The sequence below is a fragment of the Agathobacter sp. genome, assembly GCF_977054825.1.
In genome coordinates this window covers 1-19,450 of sequence record NZ_CDRTEH010000012.1, presented here as the reverse complement: position 1 = coordinate 19,450, position 19,450 = coordinate 1, and the positions used below count along the sequence as shown (strand labels likewise).

The 19,450-nt window shown below is 43.5% G+C and carries 16 protein-coding genes; 14 read left to right on the top strand and 2 right to left on the bottom strand.

The annotated features are described in order from the left end of the window. The first annotated feature begins 99 nt into the window (after positions 1-99). Positions 100-1,368: a diaminopimelate decarboxylase gene (locus ACW6PM_RS09860; protein WP_448754921.1), complete on the top strand. Its 1,269-nt coding sequence runs from the start codon at positions 100-102 to the stop codon at positions 1,366-1,368. A gap of 4 nt (positions 1,369-1,372) precedes the next feature. Here the strand turns inward: ACW6PM_RS09860 and ACW6PM_RS09855 are convergent, their stop codons facing one another. After that, positions 1,373-2,110: a helix-turn-helix domain-containing protein gene (locus ACW6PM_RS09855; protein WP_308668724.1), complete on the bottom strand. Its 738-nt coding sequence runs from the start codon at positions 2,108-2,110 to the stop codon at positions 1,373-1,375. Between the two features lie 340 nt (positions 2,111-2,450). Between ACW6PM_RS09855 and ACW6PM_RS09850 the strand changes: the two genes are divergently transcribed. The 12 genes from ACW6PM_RS09850 (at position 2,451) to fliD (ending at position 13,667) form a co-directional block, all read left to right on the top strand. Further along, positions 2,451-2,726 (top strand): hypothetical protein, encoded by a 276-nt coding sequence (locus tag ACW6PM_RS09850; protein ID WP_448754923.1) that lies wholly within the window; start codon positions 2,451-2,453, stop codon positions 2,724-2,726. A gap of 6 nt (positions 2,727-2,732) precedes the next feature. After that, complete coding sequence (locus ACW6PM_RS09845; protein ID WP_456057056.1) at positions 2,733-4,706, top strand: fructose-1,6-bisphosphatase; 1,974 nt, start codon at positions 2,733-2,735, stop codon at positions 4,704-4,706. Positions 4,707-4,717: 11 nt separating this feature from the next. Continuing rightward, positions 4,718-5,260 (top strand): hypothetical protein, encoded by a 543-nt coding sequence (locus ACW6PM_RS09840; protein WP_456057055.1) that lies wholly within the window; start codon positions 4,718-4,720, stop codon positions 5,258-5,260. Continuing rightward, positions 5,248-5,928 carry a response regulator transcription factor gene (locus ACW6PM_RS09835; protein ID WP_456057054.1) on the top strand — a complete coding sequence of 227 codons (681 nt, stop codon included), beginning with the start codon at positions 5,248-5,250 and terminating at the stop codon, positions 5,926-5,928. Before ACW6PM_RS09840 ends, ACW6PM_RS09835 begins: the two co-directional genes overlap by 13 nt. A gap of 44 nt (positions 5,929-5,972) precedes the next feature. Further along, positions 5,973-7,448, top strand: a complete 1,476-nt coding sequence (locus ACW6PM_RS09830; protein ID WP_456057053.1) for a sensor histidine kinase — start codon at positions 5,973-5,975, stop codon at positions 7,446-7,448. Positions 7,449-7,507: 59 nt separating this feature from the next. Further along, positions 7,508-8,218, top strand: coding sequence for a DUF4352 domain-containing protein (locus tag ACW6PM_RS09825; RefSeq protein WP_456057052.1), 711 nt, complete (start codon positions 7,508-7,510; stop codon positions 8,216-8,218). A gap of 43 nt (positions 8,219-8,261) precedes the next feature. Continuing rightward, positions 8,262-9,161: a chemotaxis protein gene (locus ACW6PM_RS09820; RefSeq protein ID WP_308668718.1), complete on the top strand. Its 900-nt coding sequence runs from the start codon at positions 8,262-8,264 to the stop codon at positions 9,159-9,161. 70 nt (positions 9,162-9,231) lie between these two features. Beyond that, the gene (locus tag ACW6PM_RS09815; protein ID WP_456057051.1) at positions 9,232-10,767 is read left to right on the top strand and encodes a hypothetical protein; all 1,536 of its coding nucleotides are present in this window, start codon (positions 9,232-9,234) and stop codon (positions 10,765-10,767) included. 1 nt (position 10,768) lies between these two features. Beyond that, positions 10,769-11,383: an imidazole glycerol phosphate synthase subunit HisH gene (gene hisH / locus ACW6PM_RS09810; RefSeq protein WP_456057050.1), complete on the top strand. Its 615-nt coding sequence runs from the start codon at positions 10,769-10,771 to the stop codon at positions 11,381-11,383. 1 nt (position 11,384) lies between these two features. Continuing rightward, the gene (gene hisF / locus ACW6PM_RS09805) at positions 11,385-12,146 is read left to right on the top strand and encodes an imidazole glycerol phosphate synthase subunit HisF (RefSeq protein WP_308651423.1); all 762 of its coding nucleotides are present in this window, start codon (positions 11,385-11,387) and stop codon (positions 12,144-12,146) included. Positions 12,147-12,163: 17 nt separating this feature from the next. Then, on the top strand, positions 12,164-12,841 hold the full coding sequence (locus tag ACW6PM_RS09800; RefSeq protein WP_456057049.1) for a uracil-DNA glycosylase: 678 nt from the start codon (positions 12,164-12,166) through the stop codon (positions 12,839-12,841). A 106-nt stretch (positions 12,842-12,947) separates the two neighbouring features. Then, positions 12,948-13,667 (top strand): flagellar filament capping protein FliD, encoded by a 720-nt coding sequence (gene fliD / locus ACW6PM_RS09795; protein WP_456057048.1) that lies wholly within the window; start codon positions 12,948-12,950, stop codon positions 13,665-13,667. A gap of 92 nt (positions 13,668-13,759) precedes the next feature. Here the strand turns inward: fliD and ACW6PM_RS09790 are convergent, their stop codons facing one another. After that, a complete protein-coding gene (locus tag ACW6PM_RS09790) occupies positions 13,760-15,400 on the bottom strand; it encodes an ABC-F family ATP-binding cassette domain-containing protein (protein WP_118257589.1) in 1,641 nt (546 codons plus the stop codon). Between the two features lie 284 nt (positions 15,401-15,684). Between ACW6PM_RS09790 and nifJ the strand changes: the two genes are divergently transcribed. Further along, entirely contained in the window at positions 15,685-19,242 is a 3,558-nt protein-coding gene (gene nifJ / locus ACW6PM_RS09785; RefSeq protein ID WP_443753580.1) for a pyruvate:ferredoxin (flavodoxin) oxidoreductase, read from the top strand. Positions 19,243-19,450: the final 208 nt, after the last annotated feature.

The window sequence follows — 19,450 nt, the reverse complement described above, 5'->3', positions numbered from 1 at the left end:
CTAATGAGAAATTATACCATAAAAATTCTTGAAAATATACCCATTTTGTTGTAGCATGTGTTTTAGTACACTTTATTATGTAAAAGTTAGGAGATAAACATGAAAAAGACACCATTTGTGACAAAACAACAGGTAGAGGAGATTGTTAAAAAATTCCCTACACCATTTCATTTATATGACGAGGCAGGCATCCGCGCCAACGCGCAGGCTGTAAAGGATGCATTTGCATGGAACCCGGGCTTTAGAGAGTACTTTGCTGTAAAGGCTACTCCAAACCCATACCTGCTCAAGATTTTAAAGGATTATGACATGGGCTGTGACTGTTCATCATACACAGAGCTTATGCTTGCAAAGTCATGCGGCTTCGACGGAGAGCATATCATGTTTTCGTCAAATGATACACCGGCAGAGGAATTTGCATATGCAGACAAGCTCGGCGCTATCATCAATCTTGATGATTTCACACATATTGATTTTTTAGAGGAAACAATCGGACATATTCCGGAGACAATAAGCTGCAGATATAATCCGGGTGGAGTATTCACACTGTCAAACGGCATTATGGACAATCCGGGAGACTCAAAGTATGGCATGACAAAGGAACAGCTTTTTGAGGCATTCAAAATTCTTAAGTCAAAGGGAGCTAAATACTTTGGTGTGCATGCATTCCTTGCAAGCAATACAGTTACCAACGAGTATTATCCACAGCTTGCAAAGGAGCTTTTTGAGCTGGTTGTTGAGCTTAAAAACGAGACAGGCTGCGATATCAAATTTGTAAATCTGTCAGGTGGAGTTGGCGTGGCTTATAAGCCGGATCAGACACCAAACGATATATCGGTTATCGGTGCCGGTGTGCATAAGGTATACGATGAGGTATTGGTACCGGCAGGAATGGGCGATGTAGCCATCTACACAGAGATGGGACGTTTTATGATGGCTCCGTATGGCTGTCTTGTGACAAAGGCTATTCATGAGAAGCATATCTACAAGGAGTATATAGGAGTGGATGCATGTGCGGCAAACCTTATGAGACCGGCTGTTTACGGCTCATATCATCATATCACCGTGCTCGGCAAGGAGGATGCACCTTGTGACCATACATATGATGTGGTTGGCTCACTCTGCGAGAACTGTGATAAGTTTGCAATTGACAGACAGCTTCCAAAGATTGATATGGGAGACTATCTGGTAATACATGATACAGGAGCACACGGCTTCTCAATGGGCTATAATTACAACGGAAGACTTCGCTCAGCAGAGATACTGCTTGAAAGCAATGGGGAGGCAAAGCTCATCAGAAGAGCAGAAACTCCTGCAGATTACTTTGCAACCTTTGATTGCTTTGATGATATTAAAATAACAGAGTAATGCGCTAGCGCACTTTACAGAGTACGTATCCGAATTTTATCCATTTGCTCATATCATCAACATTATCGCTGTCGACATAAAAGGTCTCACCGTAATTGTTGAGTGGTGTGAGCTCGCATGGGTTTGTCTGGTGGAATTTTCTGATGTAGGCGCGCTTTGTCTGCGCGTTGATAAAGATACCGGTATCGCCGTCGCGGATTGGGTTTCGACTGATTAGAAGTATATCGCCTTTATTGTATACAGGATGCATATGATTGCTTGTCACGCGGATTCCAATGTGAAGAGCATCACCGAAGGCCTTTCTGTAATTTGAAACATCAAGCTTTTCAACGTTGTAGGAGTCAAAAATCATGCCATCGGCCATGTTGCCTGTCGGGATGAGGACGGAAATCAGATCCTCCTTATTACTGCTTTCATCCTTGTAGGCAGATAGCGCAAGCTCAGTGTCTATAATTGAGTCTATAAATATGCGCTGGTTTTTGGAAAGCTTTTTGATGCGCTTTACAAGGTCTATTACATCATCATTGAAGCCTGTGAGCTCGCAGGAGAAGCGTCCTGTCAGCTTGTATATCAGGTAAGCGGTGTAGATGTCGATACGGGAGGATTCTCCGTTTGCTATTCGCTTGTAGGTGGAGAGTGATATATCAAGTGCTTTTGCAAACTGTGCCTGGGACATACCAAGCTTTATGCGTTCGCGCTCAATATTTGTCGATATGTTGTTTGCTATTTCAAGTCGGTTCATTTATGAGCTAATCTCCCTTCTTTTTTTAAAAATAAACTCCAAATTTGGTCATGTATTGACATACACAATAAACTATAATGGTTACTGTTGAAACATAAATTAAATATATAAGAAACGTCAATTACTGTCAAATAAAAATGTTTGTTATATAAAAAGGGAGGTGTCCTGAAACTTAATTAGTGTAAGCTGAATGCGGCTTACACTTTTTTTATTTAAACAAATATAGCTTTATTTATGATAAGTATTAAAAATTTTTTTAAAAATAAATGTGTCTGAGGCATTGATTAGAGCACCGCTAATTGGTACAATATTTTATTATAACAAAAGAGCAGGTGAATATATGTCGCTAAGTTTCAGAAAGTGGCGGGAAATGGCATTGACTGAGTACCCGGTAGTGAGTGATAAGTACTATAAGAAGGTGTACGAAAACATAGCCACAGATCCGCAGACAGGGGAGAGTATACTTGTACAGCTTACATTACAGGGAGTTTTGGATAAGTGTGAGGGTACTAATTTTGAGGAGCCAATCAGAAAGTGCATTATGAAGTGTGTATACACGGGCGGTAAGCTTGAAAAGGAAATAAATAAAGTGATGAATCAGTATTATGAGGTCTAGATATATATGAAGAATATAGCAATTGATAAAGAACACTTACATTATTTGGAGCAGCTGTCAGAGATGTATCCGACAATAGGCAAGGCATCGTCCGAGATTATCAATCTGCAGGCTATTTTAAACCTGCCAAAGGGCACAGAGCACTTTGTATCTGATGTGCATGGCGAGTATGAAGCATTTTCCCATGTGCTGAAAAATGGCTCGGGGGCTGTTAGAAAGAAGATAGATGATGTATTTGGTCTTGCGATTAACAAGGCTGACAAGGCCGCACTTGCCACACTTATCTACTATCCAAGGGAGAAGATGGAGCTTATCAAGCAGGATGAGCCTGATATGGATTCTTGGTATAAAACAACTCTTTACAAGCTGATAGAGGTGTGCAAGACAGTTTCATCAAAGTATACGCGCTCAAAGGTGAGAAAAGCACTGCCGGAGGAGTATGCATACGTTATAGAGGAGCTCATCACAGAAAAGCCGGAGGTGTTAAACAAGGAGGCTTACTACGAGTCAATCATCAATACAACAGTGGAGTTAGGTACTGCGGAGGAGTTTATAGTGGTGCTTTCCGAGCTTATCCAGAGGCTTGCTGTTGACCATCTGCATGTGCTTGGCGATATATACGACAGGGGAGCAGGCCCGCATCTGATAATGGACAGGCTGTGCAGATATCACTCGCTGGACATACAGTGGGGCAATCATGATATCATCTGGATGGGGGCAGCCGCAGGAAACCTTGCATGCATCGCAACTGTTGTCAGAAACAGTATCAGATACGGTAATCTGGATGTAGTCGAGGAGGGCTACGGCATAAATATGCTTCCGCTTGCTACGTTTGCACTGAAGGCGTACAAGGATGACCCTTGCACCAGATTTGTGTTCAAGGTGGCTCCAAGTGGCGCAGACAATATGGAGAGTGATCTGATAAAGAAGATGCACAAGGCCATTGCTATCATACGTTTCAAGCTGGAGGGTCAGCTCATTAAAAAGTGGCCGGAGTATGGGATGAAGGAACGACTGCTTTTGGAACATATTGATTACGAGCATGGAACCATAGAGCTTGAGGGCAGAACCTATAAGCTGCTTGATACAAGCTTTCCGACAATTGACCCGGCTGATCCTTACAGACTGACGGAGGACGAAGAAGAGGTGATACAAAGGCTCAGGAGCTCGTTTATCCATTGCGAGAAGCTGAAAACCCACGTTGGGCTGATGCTTAAAAAGGGCAGCATGTACAAGGTATATAATGGCAATCTGCTTTTCCACGGCTGCATCCCGATGGAGGAGGACGGAAGCTTTGCTAGGGTAAATATCTACGGTAAAGAGTATAGCGGCAAGGCTTTGTTTGATATACTGGAGACTTACGTCAGAAAGGCTTTTTTCTCGGATGACAGGCTGGAGAGACAAAAGGGCAGCGATATCATGTGGTACATATGGACAGCTCCATATTCTCCGCTTTACGGCAGAAATAAGATGGCTACGTTTGAGAGATATTTTATAGATGATGATGACAAGAAAGTAGAAAAGAAAAACTTTTACTATGATTATATAAACAAGCCTGAGTGTGCACAGCGTATACTTGAGGAGTTTGGTCTGCATGACAAAAGAGACCATATCATAAACGGACACGTTCCTGTGCACAGATTAAGAGGCGAAAGCCCTGTGAAGTGTGATGGCAGAGTGATAGTCATAGATGGTGGCTTTTCAAAGGCTTACCGCAGGCGCACTGGCATCGCGGGATATACCCTGATATATAATTCATATGGGCTGACATTGACAGCGCATGAGCCGTTTGAATCACCGGAGACGGCAGTAAGGGATGAGAGGGATATCGTATCAAGGCGTGAGGCTGTAGAGGTGCTGGATAAGAGAATACTTGTCGGAGATACAGATGCCGGAATAAAGATGAAGGAAAAGATTGCGGATCTAAAGCAGCTTATTGCGGTATATCGTTCGGGTGAGATTGCAGAGCGCGATGATTAGAAAGAGGAAATATGATGTATGTAGTTGATGGGTTTGAGTTTCAGACAAAGGAAGAGGCTAGGCAGGCTAAAAAGGAAAGTGACGGGATACGATATATAAAGGAGCAGACCGATATGTCAGACCCGGATACGGTATACAAGCTGTATTTAAGGCTTAACAAGCCGGGATATTTCTATACTCAGGTCGGGCTTGCATTTCTTATTGAGCTTCGGGAATATCTGCATACGATTCCCTATATCAAGAATGAGGATATCCGTCCGATTTATATTCCTGAGGATAAAAAAGCGGTTGTCGAGGTGAAAAAACAGACGGAAGGCTATAAGAAAAAGTTTCATGTGGCATTGTTTTTTACTATTGTACTATCGGCTGCCATAGTAGCTATGTTTGGCATCACCTATGTGAGCGGACACAGTCCGTATGTGGTGGACTACGAAAACGAGCTGATAGACAAATATGAAAACTGGCAGAAGGAGCTTGAAAAAAGGGAAAAGGCAGTTGAAGAGAGGGAAAAAGCACTGGATGAAAGGCAGGATGCAGCAGAGTGGACAAAATAAAGATACTGGTGGTAGATGACGAGAACAGGATGAGAAAGCTCGTGCATGATTTCCTTGCAAGGGAAGGCTATGAGGTACTTGAGGCCGGAGACGGCGAGGAGGCACTTGATATATTTTATCAGCAGAAGGATATAGCGTTGCTGGTGCTTGATATAATGATGCCGAGGATAAATGGCTTTGAGGTATGCCGTGAAATAAGACAGACTTCAAAGGTGCCGATTATTATGCTTACGGCCAAGGGAGATGAGCGTGATGAATTAAACGGCTTTGACATTGGTGCGGATGAGTATATATCAAAGCCGTTTTCTCCCAAGATACTGGTGGCCAGGGTAAATGCTCTCCTTCGCAGGGCAAATAAGCTGGGCGAGGAGGCAGTAATAAGCGAGGCCGGTGGTATTGTGATGGACAAGACGGCGCATACTGTAGCTATTGATGGCAAGGCTATTGAGCTTTCGGTAAAGGAATTTGAGCTTTTGGATTACTTTATGAGCAATCAGGGAATCGCTCTTACAAGAGAGCGTATACTTGACAGTGTGTGGAGCTATGATTATTTTGGCGATGCGAGGACTATTGATACACATGTGAAGAAATTAAGAAGCAAGATGGGAGCTAAAGGCGACTATATAAAGACCGTCTGGGGTGTGGGATATAAGTTTGAGATACAGTAAGTGTTAAGCCGGGGAATAATAGATTTGGGACAAGAGGTGTCAGCATGAAAAAGAAAAAAACACTATCCACACAGCTTACGCTTGTGATTTCATTCATTGTACTTCTGATAGTAGGAGTGTTTTGGTTGGCCAATAACACACTGCTGGAAAAGTATTATGTTTTTAACAAGGAAAAAGAGATGCTTGCTGTATACAAAATGGTGGACTCGGCTGCAAAAAATGACAAGCTGTCAGATGATGCGTTTGCTGTAGCATTTGAAAAGAAATGTGTCGGCACCAATATAGATGCGGTTGTGTTCAACAAGTACGGTAAGGTAATCATTGAGGGAACCACTGACAATCAGGAAATATTCCAGCTGCTTTTGGAGGCGAGCATGTCGTCCTATTCGGCAGACTACAATAACCTGAATATGACAAGGCAGAAGGATAAAAGGCTGGGGACAGAGTATATCATCATAAATAACAGACTGATTGACGGTAACTTTGTATACATGAAGACACCGCTTGAGAGTATTAAGGAGAGCGTATCCATATCGAACCGCTTTTTTGCAATAGGCACAGTAGCTGCCATTGTTGTGGGAGTGTTTATGGCGTATATTGTTGCGCGCAACATGACCAGGCCGATAAGGAATATGACTGAGCTGTCGACAAGGATGGCAAAGCTTGATTTTGATGCGAAATACATTGATACGGAAAACAGTGCAAAGGAGCTTTATGTGCTTGGCGAGCATATGAACGAGCTGTCGCAGACGCTTGAGCAGACCATAACAAGACTAAAGGTGGCAAACAATGAATTACAGCGTGATATAAAGAAAAAAGAAGAGATAGATGAGATGAGAAAGGAGTTTTTGTCAAACGTGTCACATGAGCTAAAGACTCCGCTTGCTCTAATTTCGGGCTACGCTGAGGGGCTCAAGGAGGTTGTAAACGATGATGATGAGAGCCGTAACTTCTACTGTGATGTCATCATGGATGAGACTGACAAGATGAACCGCATGGTTATGAAGCTTTTATCCCTCAATCATCTGGAGGATGGCAGTGATGTGCTTGAGATGACCAGGTTTGATTTGACATCGCTTATAAGGGGCGTTATAGACTCATCAAGGCTTCTGGCACAAAAAAATGAGGCTGCAATTGAGTTTGACTGGACCGATTGTGTATATGTGAGCGGTGATATGTACAAGATTGAGGAGGTTGTGACAAACTATATCAGTAATGCGATAAATCACTGCACAAGAGGCGGAACTATCACTGTATCATACAGTATGTACAGCGACCATGTGAGAGTCAGTGTGTTTAACACAGGAGAGCCGATACCGGAAAAGGATATAGACAATATATGGAATAAGTTCTACAAGGTGGACAAGGCCAGAACAAGAGAATATGGCGGAAGCGGCATAGGTCTGTCTATAGTAAAGGCTATTATGGAGCTGCATCACAGAGGGTATGGTGTCATAAATCACAAGGATGGTGTAGAATTCTGGTTTGAACTTGAGTTATTTATTGCAAACAATGAATAAATGTGTTACTATATATATTATTAGGATAAAAGTCATAGAACAAGAGTGGGTTTATTACAATGACAGGAAGAAATATAAAAATGGCAGCTGTGGCATTTACAGCAATTATAACGCTTACAGGCTGCGGAACACAATTATATGATATGACTGATGCGGAACAAAGCCTTATTGCGAATTATTCGGCATATGTTGTTGCAAAACACAATATATACCAGCAGGATGGCATGACTAACGCTACTGAGGACACTGAGAAAGTGGACGAGGTGTCGCCTGATAATTCACATTCGCAGGATAATAAGACATCTGAGGCCGGAAATGACAAGAACAGCAATTCGCAGAAAGAGCCCGCTGCCTCGCAGGAAAAGAAGGTGTCACTTGCTGAGGCGACAGGCTACGGCAGCCTTGATATCACATATAATGGAGCTACTGAGTCGGATGTGTATAACGAGGGCTCATACTACTCTATGACGGCAGGAAGCGGTAATACTTTTGCGGTTATGAAATTTACTCTTAAAAATCCGACGGGTGAGGATATAAATGTTGATATGTTTGGCAATGCGAGGACATATAAGGCCACTTTCCCCGATGGAAAGGAGTACACGGCTGAGGGTACATTCCTTACGTATTCCCTTAATACCTTTCAGGGAACAGTAAAGGCAGGCGGTTCGGTTGATGTGGTGTTACTCTTCAAGATACCGCAGGGCACAGCATGTGACAACATCACGATGTCGGTTATAAAAGATAACGAAAAAAGTTTGATTGAATTATAAAATATATGATATACTTAGATTACTAAGAGGCGGAGGTTGTATTATGGATACAAACATATTATTGGAGTCAGGAACAAACGAACTTGAGGTGCTTGAATTTACGTTGGGAGACAATCATTACGGCATCAATGTTGCAAAGATCAGAGAGATTCTGCAATATATGCCGGTCACTCCTGTTCCGAATACTCATCCGAGTGTTGAGGGAATTTTTATGCCACGTGACACAATGATTACGGTTATCAATTTAAAGAATTGTCTTAACCTGCCACAGACGGATGAAAAGGGATTGTTTATCATTACAAATTTCAACAAGCTCAATGTGGCATTTCATGTAGACCAGGTCATCGGCATACATCGCGTATCGTGGGAGAATATCATAAAGCCTGACGAGACACTGACGGGTGAACATGGCGGCACAGCTACGGGTGTTATCAAAATGAATGACAGGCTGATAGTTATCCTTGATTTTGAGGCTATAGTAGCTTCTATCAGTCCACAGACAGGGCTTCGTGTCAACGACCTTGATGAGATGGAGGCAAGAGACAGAAGTGATGCTACAATTCTTATTGCAGAGGATTCGGCTTTATTGTCAAAGCTCATCACTGAGTGTCTTAAGAAGTCCGGATATACCAATCTCATCGTGGAAGAGAATGGTCAGGAGGCCTGGGATGAGATAAAGGCTATGCAGGAAAAGGGCGATATTACAAAGCATCTTGACTGCATTATAACTGATATAGAGATGCCGCTCATGGATGGACACAGACTCACAAAGCTTGTAAAATCGGATGCAGAGCTTAGAGATATACCGGTTATCATATTCTCTTCACTGGTAAACGAAGAGATGAGGAAAAAGGGCGAACAGCTCGGAGCAGACGCACAGCTTACAAAGCCTGAAATCGGAAAGCTTGTAGATGCGATTGACAAGCTGCTTAATAAAGCATAATATATTTAGATACAAGGGGGTGTGGCTTGTTTAGCTGCACCCTTTAATGGATTATAGATGGAGAATACTAATGAGCGATAAATCGACAGAAAACTATCTGGACAATTTGCTGGATTCAATGAACAAGCTGCAGGATACAGATACGAAGATGTCTGAGGCTGATCAGGATGAGTTCCTTAAAAAGTTTGAGGATGAGCTTGAAAACGAGACATATGATGAGTATCTGTCAAGCTTTGAAAAGGAGCTTGATAGAGAAAATGAGCAGGCCAAGGGGCAGGCTCTTAATGTACAGACTCCGGCTCCTGATGACAAGGATGCTTCACTTGATGATATGCTCACTGAGTTTGACCGAAGGATGAAGGAAGAGGAGACTCAGGGAGATGATCAGGAAAACAAAGCAGACGATAATCTAAGCGATGCGGTACTTAATTTTACACCGGCAGATTCTGGGATAGAGATGATGGATACAAATATGCCGGAAATGGCTGAGGATTCAAAGCAGGAGGAGACTCCGGAGAGTATAATAACAAATAAACCTCAGATGGTTGAAGAAATAGGTGAACCTGATCTGGCAGGAAATGCATCAAAGGATATACTTGATATACTCGATAGTGATGGTTTGGATAATATCGGTGATCTGCTTGAAGGAAAAACCGATGAGACAGGGAATGATATAGATGATTATGCAAGCCGTCAGATGAAGGTACATGAGCCGACTGATGGAGAGCTTGATGCGCAAGGTACCGCAAAAAAGAGCCTTTTTAAAAAAATAATATCATTTTTTACAAAAGAGCCACAGTCAGATGACGTTACAGATACACAGGGCACGGCGGATGGTACAGAAACTGACGCACAGATGCTCTCGGATGAGAATAAACAGATACTTGAAGCGCTGGATGCTAACGGAGAGCCAAACAAAGCATCGGATAAGTCTAAGAAGGGCAAAAAGCCTAAAAAAGAAAAGAAGCCAAAAAAGCCTAAAAAAGAAAAAAAGCCAAAAGCTCCAAAGGAAAAGAAGGAGCGCATTGGATGGGAGAAGGAACCTAAGCTTCCTAAGGGGCCTGTTATAGTAATCTGGGTATTTGTTATGTCGATAGTTGTGTTTGTTCTCATATGCACCTTTTTGCTCGGAAACAACTCCAAGGTGACTGATGCTCAGAATACGTACAACCAGGCAATAGCTGATCTGGGACAGAATAAAGCTGATTCAATAGAGCTGTATACAAAGGCATACAGCAGGCTGAGCGGCTTGAAGCTTTCGGGTGACGACGAGAAGCTGTACAATAAGCTGTCGGTACTTGCTGCAGTGTCAGGCAAGTATGATGCCTATAAGAGCTTTAGCGATTCCGGTTATGTAACAATGGCGGCGGATTCCTTGGTATGTGCGGCAGGTCGATGTGCTGTAAATGCAGACAATGCAAAGGAATACGGATGTGAGCTGCAGCTTGAGCAGCTTAAAAACATTATTTCTGATACCTTGAGCAGTCAGTATGGCTTATCATACGATGATGCCATTGCTCTGTATAATATAGATGATAGAGATGACTATACACTGGCACTGACACAGAAACTAAATGAATTAGGCATTAAAGAGGAGACTGAATAATATGATAGCAATCATCGATTACGAAGCAGGCAACCTGCGAAGCGTACAAAAGGCACTTACAGCTATAGGTGAAGAGAGTATGGTGACCAGAGACAGGCATGAGATTTTAAATGCCGACAAGGTTATACTTCCGGGAGTCGGAGCTTTCGGAGATGCAATGGATTCGCTTAAAAAATATGAGCTTGACAAGGTGATTCACGAGGTCTGCGACATGGATAAGCCGTTTCTTGGCATATGCTTAGGTCTTCAGCTGTTATTTGAGGGAAGCGATGAGAGTCAGGGTGTTGAGGGACTTCATGTGCTTGACGGACAGATACTTCGCATTCCGGATAAGGAAGGGCTTAAAATACCTCACATAGGCTGGAATTCACTTGATTTACAGAACAACGGCAGGCTGTTTAAGGGTCTTTCGCAGCATCCATATGTATATTTCGTGCATTCGTACTATCTGAAAGCGGCTGATGAGGCAATTGTCAAAGCAACGACAGAGTACAGCACACATATTCATGCGTCCGTTGAGAAAAATAATGTGTTCGCCTGCCAGTTCCATCCGGAGAAGAGCAGCACAGTCGGACTTTCGATACTTAAAAATTTTGCAGGGATAGGGGAGGCATAATATGTTTACAAAGAGAATAATCCCATGTCTGGATGTGAATAACGGACGTGTTGTGAAGGGCATAAACTTTGTTAATTTAAGAGATGCAGGTGACCCTGTTGAAATTGCGGCTGCGTACGATAAGGCAGGCGCAGATGAGGTGGTTTTTCTGGATATCACAGCGTCAAGTGACAACAGAAATACTGTTGTGGATATGGTCAGAAAGGTTGCTGAAAAGGTGTTTATACCGTTCACGGTGGGCGGTGGCATCAGAACAGTCGATGATTTTAAGGCACTGCTTAGAGAGGGTGCAGACAAGATTTCAATAAATTCAAGTGCTATAAATACACCGCGGCTTATCAGCGATGCTGCGGATAAGTTTGGAAGTCAGTGTGTGGTTGTGGCAATCGATGCAAGACGCCGTGCTGACGGAAGCGGCTGGAATGTATACAAGAACGGAGGCCGCATAGATACAGGCCTTGATGCCATTGAGTGGGCTATTAAGGCAAATGAGCTTGGAGCAGGAGAGATACTTCTTACAAGCATGGACTGTGACGGCACAAAGGATGGCTACGATATCGAGCTCACAAGGCTTATTGCCGATAATGTTTCGGTTCCGGTTATCGCATCGGGCGGAGCAGGTACAAAGGAGCATTTTTATGAGGCCCTGACAGAGGGAAAGGCAGATGCCGCGCTTGCAGCTTCACTTTTCCACTACAAGGAGCTTGAAATTATGGATTTAAAGAATTATCTGGCAGATAAAGGTGTGTCGGTCAGAAGATAGGCGGGTAAATTGAGATTATGAGTATGCTTGACGGTGAGTGGGCAAAGGCTGTGGGAGCCGAGTTTAAAAAACCGTATTACAGGGATTTGTACAATTTTGTGAGAGATGAATATGCCACACATGTGATATATCCTCCGGCAGATGACATATTTAATGCCATGCATTTTACACCGCTTGACAGGGTAAAGGTGCTCATCCTCGGACAGGATCCGTACCACAATGTCAATCAGGCGCACGGACTGTCGTTTTCTGTGCTTCCGTCTCAGAAGGATATTCCACCATCACTGCAGAATATCTACAAGGAGCTTAACGATGATCTGGGCTGTGATATCCCGAATAATGGATACCTGAAGAAATGGGCAGACCAGGGAGTTTTGCTTTTGAATACGGTACTCACCGTCAGAGCTCATCAGGCTAACTCGCATCAGGGGCACGGCTGGGAGAAGTTTACGGATGCAATCATAGAGGCTGTAAATGAGCAGGACAGACCTATAGTGTATATGCTCTGGGGCCGTCCGGCGCAGTCGAAGATTCCTATGCTTACAAATCCAAAGCACCTGATATTGACAGCACCGCATCCAAGCCCGCTGTCGGCTTACAGAGGCTTTTTTGGCTGTAAGCATTTTAGTAAAGCTAATGAGTTTCTTAAGGAGCATGGAGTGGAGCCTGTTGACTGGCAGATAGAGGATATATAAAGGTCGGTAATACCGGTAGATATTATCTTGACATAATCTGAGAAAGTGTCTATATTAAAAATATATAGAAGGTAACGGATTACATATTTATCAAAGGAGTGATACTATGAGAGGAATAGGAATGTGGGATTCATCATCCATATCCACACTGTTTTCCGGCGTAGGCAGCAGAAAAAGCAGCAATGCAGCGTCTTCTTTTATAGCCAATATGGATATGACTACATATAGCGGCATTAGAAGTGGCAGCTATTTCAAGCTTCTCAAGTCATATTATGGAAATAACCTTAATTCAAAGGCCCAGTCTCTTGTGTCATCATCTGTTTCTACATCTAAGGATTCAGCGAAGACACTTGCGTCCATCGAGACGGAGTCAGAGGATATGGTAAAGTCAGCGCAGGCTCTTTACAAAAACAGCGGCAAGGATGATACAGATGCTACGTACAAGAAGGTGTCGGCTTTTGTGTCTGATTACAACAGCCTCATTAATGTTGCGGATGATTCCGAGACAAAGCAGATTTCGAGAAATCTTGAGTCACTGAAATCACTTACAGATGTCAATGCAAAGTCGCTTGCGAAGGTTGGAATCACAGTGGATTCCAAGTCCGGAAAGCTGTCTGTGGACGAGGATACCTTTAAAAAGGCTGATTCGACCAAGGTTGATGCACTTTTTAAGGGAAACGGCTCTTATGCTTACGCAGTGGCAAGCAAGGCTTCAATGCTTGAGTATGCCGCAAAGAATGAGGCAGAAAAGACTAACACATATGGCGCCGATGGAAGTTATACACAGGCCTACAACAGTGGATATAATTATAATATGTTTTTATAGTCAAAGAAAGGCTGGGAATCCCCAACCTCACTTTCGGCTTAATAAAAAGAAGCATCCCGGCTTTGGGATGCTTCTTTTTAATTAATTAGCGTTTAGTTGTCGTTTTCATCGTCCTCGCTCATTGAGTAGACCTGACGCTTACGTGCCATTTCATCACTCTCAAGATATTCGTCATAGGTTGTGATCTTGTCGATCATTGAACCGTTTGGCAGGAATTCTATGATTCGGTTGGCAGTTGTCTGGACTACCTGGTGGTCACGGCAGGCAAAGAGGATTACTCCCGGGAACTTTATCATTCCGTTGTTTAATGCTGTGATTGACTCCATGTCGAGGTGGTCTGTAGGCTCATCGAACATGAGCACATTGCTTCCCATGATCATCATGCGGGAGAGCAGTACTCGAACCTTTTCTCCTCCGGAAAGTACTCTCATTTTCTTTACTCCATCCTCGCCGGCAAAGAGCATACGGCCTAAGAAACCACGTACATATGTGGCATCCTTGATTTCTGAGTACTGTGTGAGCCAGTCAACGATGAGCTCATCAGTATCAAAGATTGTGGTATTGTCCTTTGGGAAGTATGACTGGCTTGTTGTGACACCCCATTTGTATGAACCTTCGTCCGGCTCAAGCTCTCCGGCAAGGATTTTGAACAGAGTTGTTTTTGCAAGCTCGTTTCCACCGACAAATGCAATCTTGTCATCATGGTTAACTGTAAATGAGATATTGTCAAGTACCTTTACGCCGTCGATGGTTTTTGAGATGCCCTCGACAAAGAGCACATCGTTTCCGATTTCACGCTCAGGACGGAAATCAATGTATGGGTATTTACGGCTTGAAGGACGTATCTCATCAAGCTGGATTTTTTCAAGGGCACGTTTTCTTGATGTAGCCTGCTTTGATTTAGAGGCATTGGCAGAGAAACGCTGGATAAATTCCTGCAGCTCCTTGATTTTTTCCTCTTTCTTTTTGTTTGCTTCCTTCATCTGACGCACGATGAGCTGGCTTGATTCATACCAGAAATCGTAGTTTCCGGCGTAGAGCTGGATCTTACCGTAATCCATGTCGGCGATGTTGGTGCAGACCTTGTTGAGGAAGTATCTGTCATGGGATACAACGATGACCGTATTCTCAAAATTGATGAGGAATTCCTCAAGCCATGAGATAGCATCGAGGTCTAAGTGGTTGGTAGGCTCATCGAGAAGCAGTATGTCAGGATTTCCAAACAGTGCCTGTGCGAGAAGCACCTTGACCTTTACTGCACCCGGCAGGTCTGCCATCAGAGTGTAGTGATCCTCTGTAGGCACACCGAGACCGTTTAAGAGAGTAGCTGCATCAGACTCAGCGTTCCAGCCGTCCATATCTGCAAACTCGGCCTCAAGCTCACTTGCACGGATTCCGTCCTCGTCTGAGAAATCCTCCTTCATATAGATGGCTTCCTTCTCCTTCATGATATCATAGAGGCGTTTATTGCCCATGATAACCGTATCAAGTACTGTAAACTCATCGTACTTGAAGTGATCCTGCTGTAAGAATGACAGTCTCTGTCCCGGAGTGATTGCGATATCACCGCTTGTAGGCTCAAGCTGTCCTGAGAGAATCTTTAAAAATGTAGACTTGCCGGCACCGTTTGCACCTATAAGTCCATAGCAGTTTCCCTCGGTGAATTTTATGTTGACATCCTCAAATAAAGCTTTTTTACCAATTCTTAATGTAATATTGTTTGCACTAATCATTTTGTCTTTATTCAATCCTTTCTTATTTAATAACCTGTTCGTTTCTGTAACACATCGTTTCTATTTTAACGTAAAACCAGTATTTTGCAAGTGTTTTACAGGCGATTTATAGCCATTGTGCCCTTTTGTACATAAATTTTACCTTGTTAATAAATATTTTAGGGTTTTTGTACAATGTATTGCTAAAAAAACTTGATTTTTTACATCACACAAACTAAACTATTATGTAGAGACATTCTGATTCATGTCTATAATTGAACATTTATTTTACAGGAGGAAATATCATGTCTAGAGCAAAACAGTCGATGGATGGAAATACCGCTGCCGCTCATGTAGCATATGCCTACACAGAGGTTGCAGGAATCTATCCTATCACACCTTCTAGCCCGATGGCTGATACAGTTGATCAGTGGTCAGCAGCAGGACAGAAGAACATTTTCGGAAGCACTGTAAAGGTAGTTGAGATGGAGTCTGAGGCAGGTGCCGCTGGTACAGTTCACGGATCTCTTGCAGCTGGTGCACTTACTACAACATTTACAGCTTCACAGGGACTTTTACTTATGATCCCTAATATGTACAAAATCGCAGGTGAGAATCTTCCTTGCGTATTTGACGTATCAGCTCGTACAGTATCTTCACATGCACTGAATATCTTCGGTGATCACAGTGATGTATATGCTTGTCGTCAGACTGGTTTCGCAATGCTTTGTGAGACAAATCCACAGGAGGTTATGGATCTTTCACCGGTTGCACACTGTGCAGCACTTGAGGGACAGGTTCCATTCATCAACTTCTTCGATGGATTCCGTACTTCTCATGAGATCCAGAAGATTGAGAAGTGGGATTATGAAGATCTCAAAGAGATGTGTCCAATGGATGCAGTTGCTGAATTCAGAGCACACGCTCTTAACCCAGAGCATCCAGCAGCTCGTGGATCACACGAGAACGGAGATATCTTCTTCCAGCATAGAGAGGCATGTAACAAGTTCTATGATGAGCTTCCAGCAGTTGTTGAGAAGTACATGGACAAGGTTAATGCTAAGCTTGGTACAGATTACAAATTATTCAACTACTACGGAGCACCGGACGCTGATCGTGTAATCATCGCTATGGGTTCTATCAACGATGTAGCTGAGGAAGTAATCGACTACTTAACAGCAAAGGGAGAGAAAGTCGGACTTATCAAAGTACGTCTTTACCGTCCATGGTCTTCAGAGGCTCTTCTTAATGCTATTCCAAAGACAGCAAAGAAGATCGCTGTATTAGACCGTACAAAAGAGCCAGGATCACTTGGTGAGCCATTATACTTAGACGTTGCTACAACACTTCGTGAAGCAGGTATGAACGATGTTGTATTAGTAGGCGGACGTTACGGATTAGGATCTAAGGATACACCACCTTCATCAGTATTCGCTGTATATACAGAGCTTGAGAAGGATGCTCCTAAGCACAGATTTACACTTGGAATCGTGGATGATGTTACAAATCTTTCACTTCCAGAGGTTAAGCCAGCTCCTATCACATCTGCACCTGGTACAAAAGAGTGCAAGTTCTGGGGTCTCGGCGGAGATGGTACTGTAGGTGCTAACAAGAACTCTACAAAGATCATCGGTGACCACACAGACAAATATATCCAGGCATACTTCCAGTATGACTCAAAGAAGACCGGTGGTGTTACAATTTCTCACTTGAGATTTGGTGACAACCCAATCAGAAGCCCATACTACATCAACCAGGCAGACTTCGTAGCATGCCACAACCCTGCATACGTTATCCAGGGCATGAAGATGGTTCAGGACGTTAAGCCGGGCGGAGTATTCATGATCAACTGCCAGTGGTCAGATGAAGAGCTTGCTCATCACCTCAACGCAGATGCAAAGAAATATATCGCTGACAACAACATTCAGCTTTACACAATCAACGCTATCGACAAGGCTATCGAGATCGGAATGGGCAAGAGAACTAACACAATTCTCCAGTCTGCATTCTTCAAACTCGCTGATGTAATGCCAATCGACAAGGCTATTGAGTTCATGAAGGCTGCTGCTAAGAAGTCATACTCAAAGAAGGGTGACGCAGTAGTAGAGATGAACTACAAGGCTATTGATGCCGGTGTTGACGCTGTACATAAGGTAGAGGTACCAGAGTCTTGGAAGAATCCTGAGGCAGATGCTCCTAAGGCAGAGCGTACAGGACGTCCAGAGGTTGTTAAGCTTGTTAACGAGCTCCTTGATCCAATCGCTAAGATGGATGGAGACAGCCTTCCGGTTTCAGCATTCGCTGACAAGGCAGACGGACAGTATGTAACAGGTGCTTCTGCATACGAGAAGAGAGGAACAGCTGTTACAGTTCCACAGTGGGATCCAGAGAAGTGTATCCAGTGTAACAACTGTGCATTTGTATGTTCTCACGCTACAATTCGTCCATTCTTACTTACAGATGACGAAGTAAAGGCAGCTCCTGACAATATGAAGGTTGCTGATATGAAGCCAAAGGCAGGCGCTTACAAGTATACAATGAGCGTATCTCCACTTGACTGTATGGGATGTGGTGAGTGTATCACAGTTTGTCCTACAGCAGCTATCTCAATGCAGCCACAGGAGTCTCAGGCAGCAGAGCAGCCAGTATTTGATTACTTAGTAGCTAACGTTTCTAAGAAGACAGATGCCGGAATGGTTGATACAACACCTAAGGGATCACAGTTCAACCAGCCACTCCTTGAGTTCTCAGGCTCATGTGCAGGATGTGCTGAGACATCTTACGCTAGACTTATTACACAGCTCTTCGGTGAGCAGATGTACATCTCTAACGCAACAGGATGTTCTTCTATCTGGGGTAACCCGGCAGCTACATCACCATACACAGTAAATATCAACTCTAAGAAGGGACCAGCTTGGTCTAACTCACTCTTCGAGGATAATGCTGAGCATGGTTTAGGTATGGAAGTTGGACAGAGATATCTCCGTGACCAGGCTATCGAGCTTGTTAAAGAGATTGCTGCATCAGACAAGGCTACAGCTGAGTTCAAGGCAGCAGCAGACAAGTTCCTTGAGACAAAGGACGACACAAAGGCAAACGTTGAGCCAACAACAGCTCTTATCGCAGAGTTAGAGAAGGCAGCAGCAGCCGGATGTGAGAAATCTAAAGAAGTACTTGCTAAGAAGGATTACCTCGGAAAGAAATCTGTATGGATCTTCGGTGGTGACGGATGGGCATATGATATCGGTTTCGGTGGATTAGACCATGTACTTGCTTCTGGTGAGAACGTAAACGTAATGGTATTCGATACTGAGATGTACTCTAACACAGGTGGACAGGCATCTAAGGCTTCTAACATCGGTGAGGTATGTCAGTTCGCAGCAGCTGGTAAAGAGACAAGCAAGAAGTCACTTTCAGAGATCGCTATGAGCTACGGATATGTATACGTTGCACAGATCGCTCTTGGAGCAAACCCAGCACAGGCTGTTAAGGCCATCACAGAGGCTGAGGCTTATCCGGGACCATCACTCATCATCGGATACGCACCTTGCGAGCTTCACGGTATCGCTAAGGGCGGTATGAACCACTGCCAGGATGAGATGAAGAAGGCTGTTAAGGCTGGATACTGGAACCTCTTCTCATTCAACCCTGCACTCAAGGCTGAAGGAAAGAATCCATTCACTCTTACATCAAAGGCCGGCGACGGATCTTACCAGGAGTTCCTTAACAACGAGGCACGTTATACTCGTCTTATCAAGCCATTCCCAGAGAGAGCAGAGAAGCTCTTTGCTAAGTCTGAGGAGACAGCTAAGGCACGTTATACACACCTTGAGAAACTCGTTAAATTATACGGAGAGGACTAATTCATTAGTCACGGTATATATTTTATCCCACAGGGCATTTGCTCTGTGGGATTTTTGATTATTATCATGTGATTACCCTATATTGCTAACTTGAAAAAGTAAATTCCAGTGCAGAAGTAAATTCCACACTCATTTAAAAGTTCTTGATTTTCTAAGAGTTTTATAAGCTCAAAACGCTTATTTCTGTTATAATAGGAGTAACTTCTTG

What these genes read in the sequence shown, in the direction of transcription:
- ACW6PM_RS09850 (WP_448754923.1), top strand. Translation starts at nt 2,451, where the DNA reads ATGTCGCTAAGTTTCAGAAAGTGGCGGGAAATGGCATTGACTGAGTAC.
- ACW6PM_RS09790 (WP_118257589.1), bottom strand. Translation starts at nt 15,400, where the DNA reads ATGATTAGTGCAAACAATATTACATTAAGAATTGGTAAAAAAGCTTTA.
- ACW6PM_RS09845 (WP_456057056.1), top strand. Translation starts at nt 2,733, where the DNA reads ATGAAGAATATAGCAATTGATAAAGAACACTTACATTATTTGGAGCAG.
- ACW6PM_RS09820 (WP_308668718.1), top strand. Translation starts at nt 8,262, where the DNA reads ATGGATACAAACATATTATTGGAGTCAGGAACAAACGAACTTGAGGTG.
- ACW6PM_RS09825 (WP_456057052.1), top strand. Translation starts at nt 7,508, where the DNA reads ATGACAGGAAGAAATATAAAAATGGCAGCTGTGGCATTTACAGCAATT.
- hisF (WP_308651423.1), top strand. Translation starts at nt 11,385, where the DNA reads ATGTTTACAAAGAGAATAATCCCATGTCTGGATGTGAATAACGGACGT.
- fliD (WP_456057048.1), top strand. Translation starts at nt 12,948, where the DNA reads ATGAGAGGAATAGGAATGTGGGATTCATCATCCATATCCACACTGTTT.
- ACW6PM_RS09815 (WP_456057051.1), top strand. Translation starts at nt 9,232, where the DNA reads ATGAGCGATAAATCGACAGAAAACTATCTGGACAATTTGCTGGATTCA.
- ACW6PM_RS09840 (WP_456057055.1), top strand. Translation starts at nt 4,718, where the DNA reads ATGATGTATGTAGTTGATGGGTTTGAGTTTCAGACAAAGGAAGAGGCT.
- nifJ (WP_443753580.1), top strand. Translation starts at nt 15,685, where the DNA reads ATGTCTAGAGCAAAACAGTCGATGGATGGAAATACCGCTGCCGCTCAT.
- ACW6PM_RS09860 (WP_448754921.1), top strand. Translation starts at nt 100, where the DNA reads ATGAAAAAGACACCATTTGTGACAAAACAACAGGTAGAGGAGATTGTT.
- ACW6PM_RS09855 (WP_308668724.1), bottom strand. Translation starts at nt 2,110, where the DNA reads ATGAACCGACTTGAAATAGCAAACAACATATCGACAAATATTGAGCGC.
- ACW6PM_RS09830 (WP_456057053.1), top strand. Translation starts at nt 5,973, where the DNA reads ATGAAAAAGAAAAAAACACTATCCACACAGCTTACGCTTGTGATTTCA.
- hisH (WP_456057050.1), top strand. Translation starts at nt 10,769, where the DNA reads ATGATAGCAATCATCGATTACGAAGCAGGCAACCTGCGAAGCGTACAA.
- ACW6PM_RS09800 (WP_456057049.1), top strand. Translation starts at nt 12,164, where the DNA reads ATGAGTATGCTTGACGGTGAGTGGGCAAAGGCTGTGGGAGCCGAGTTT.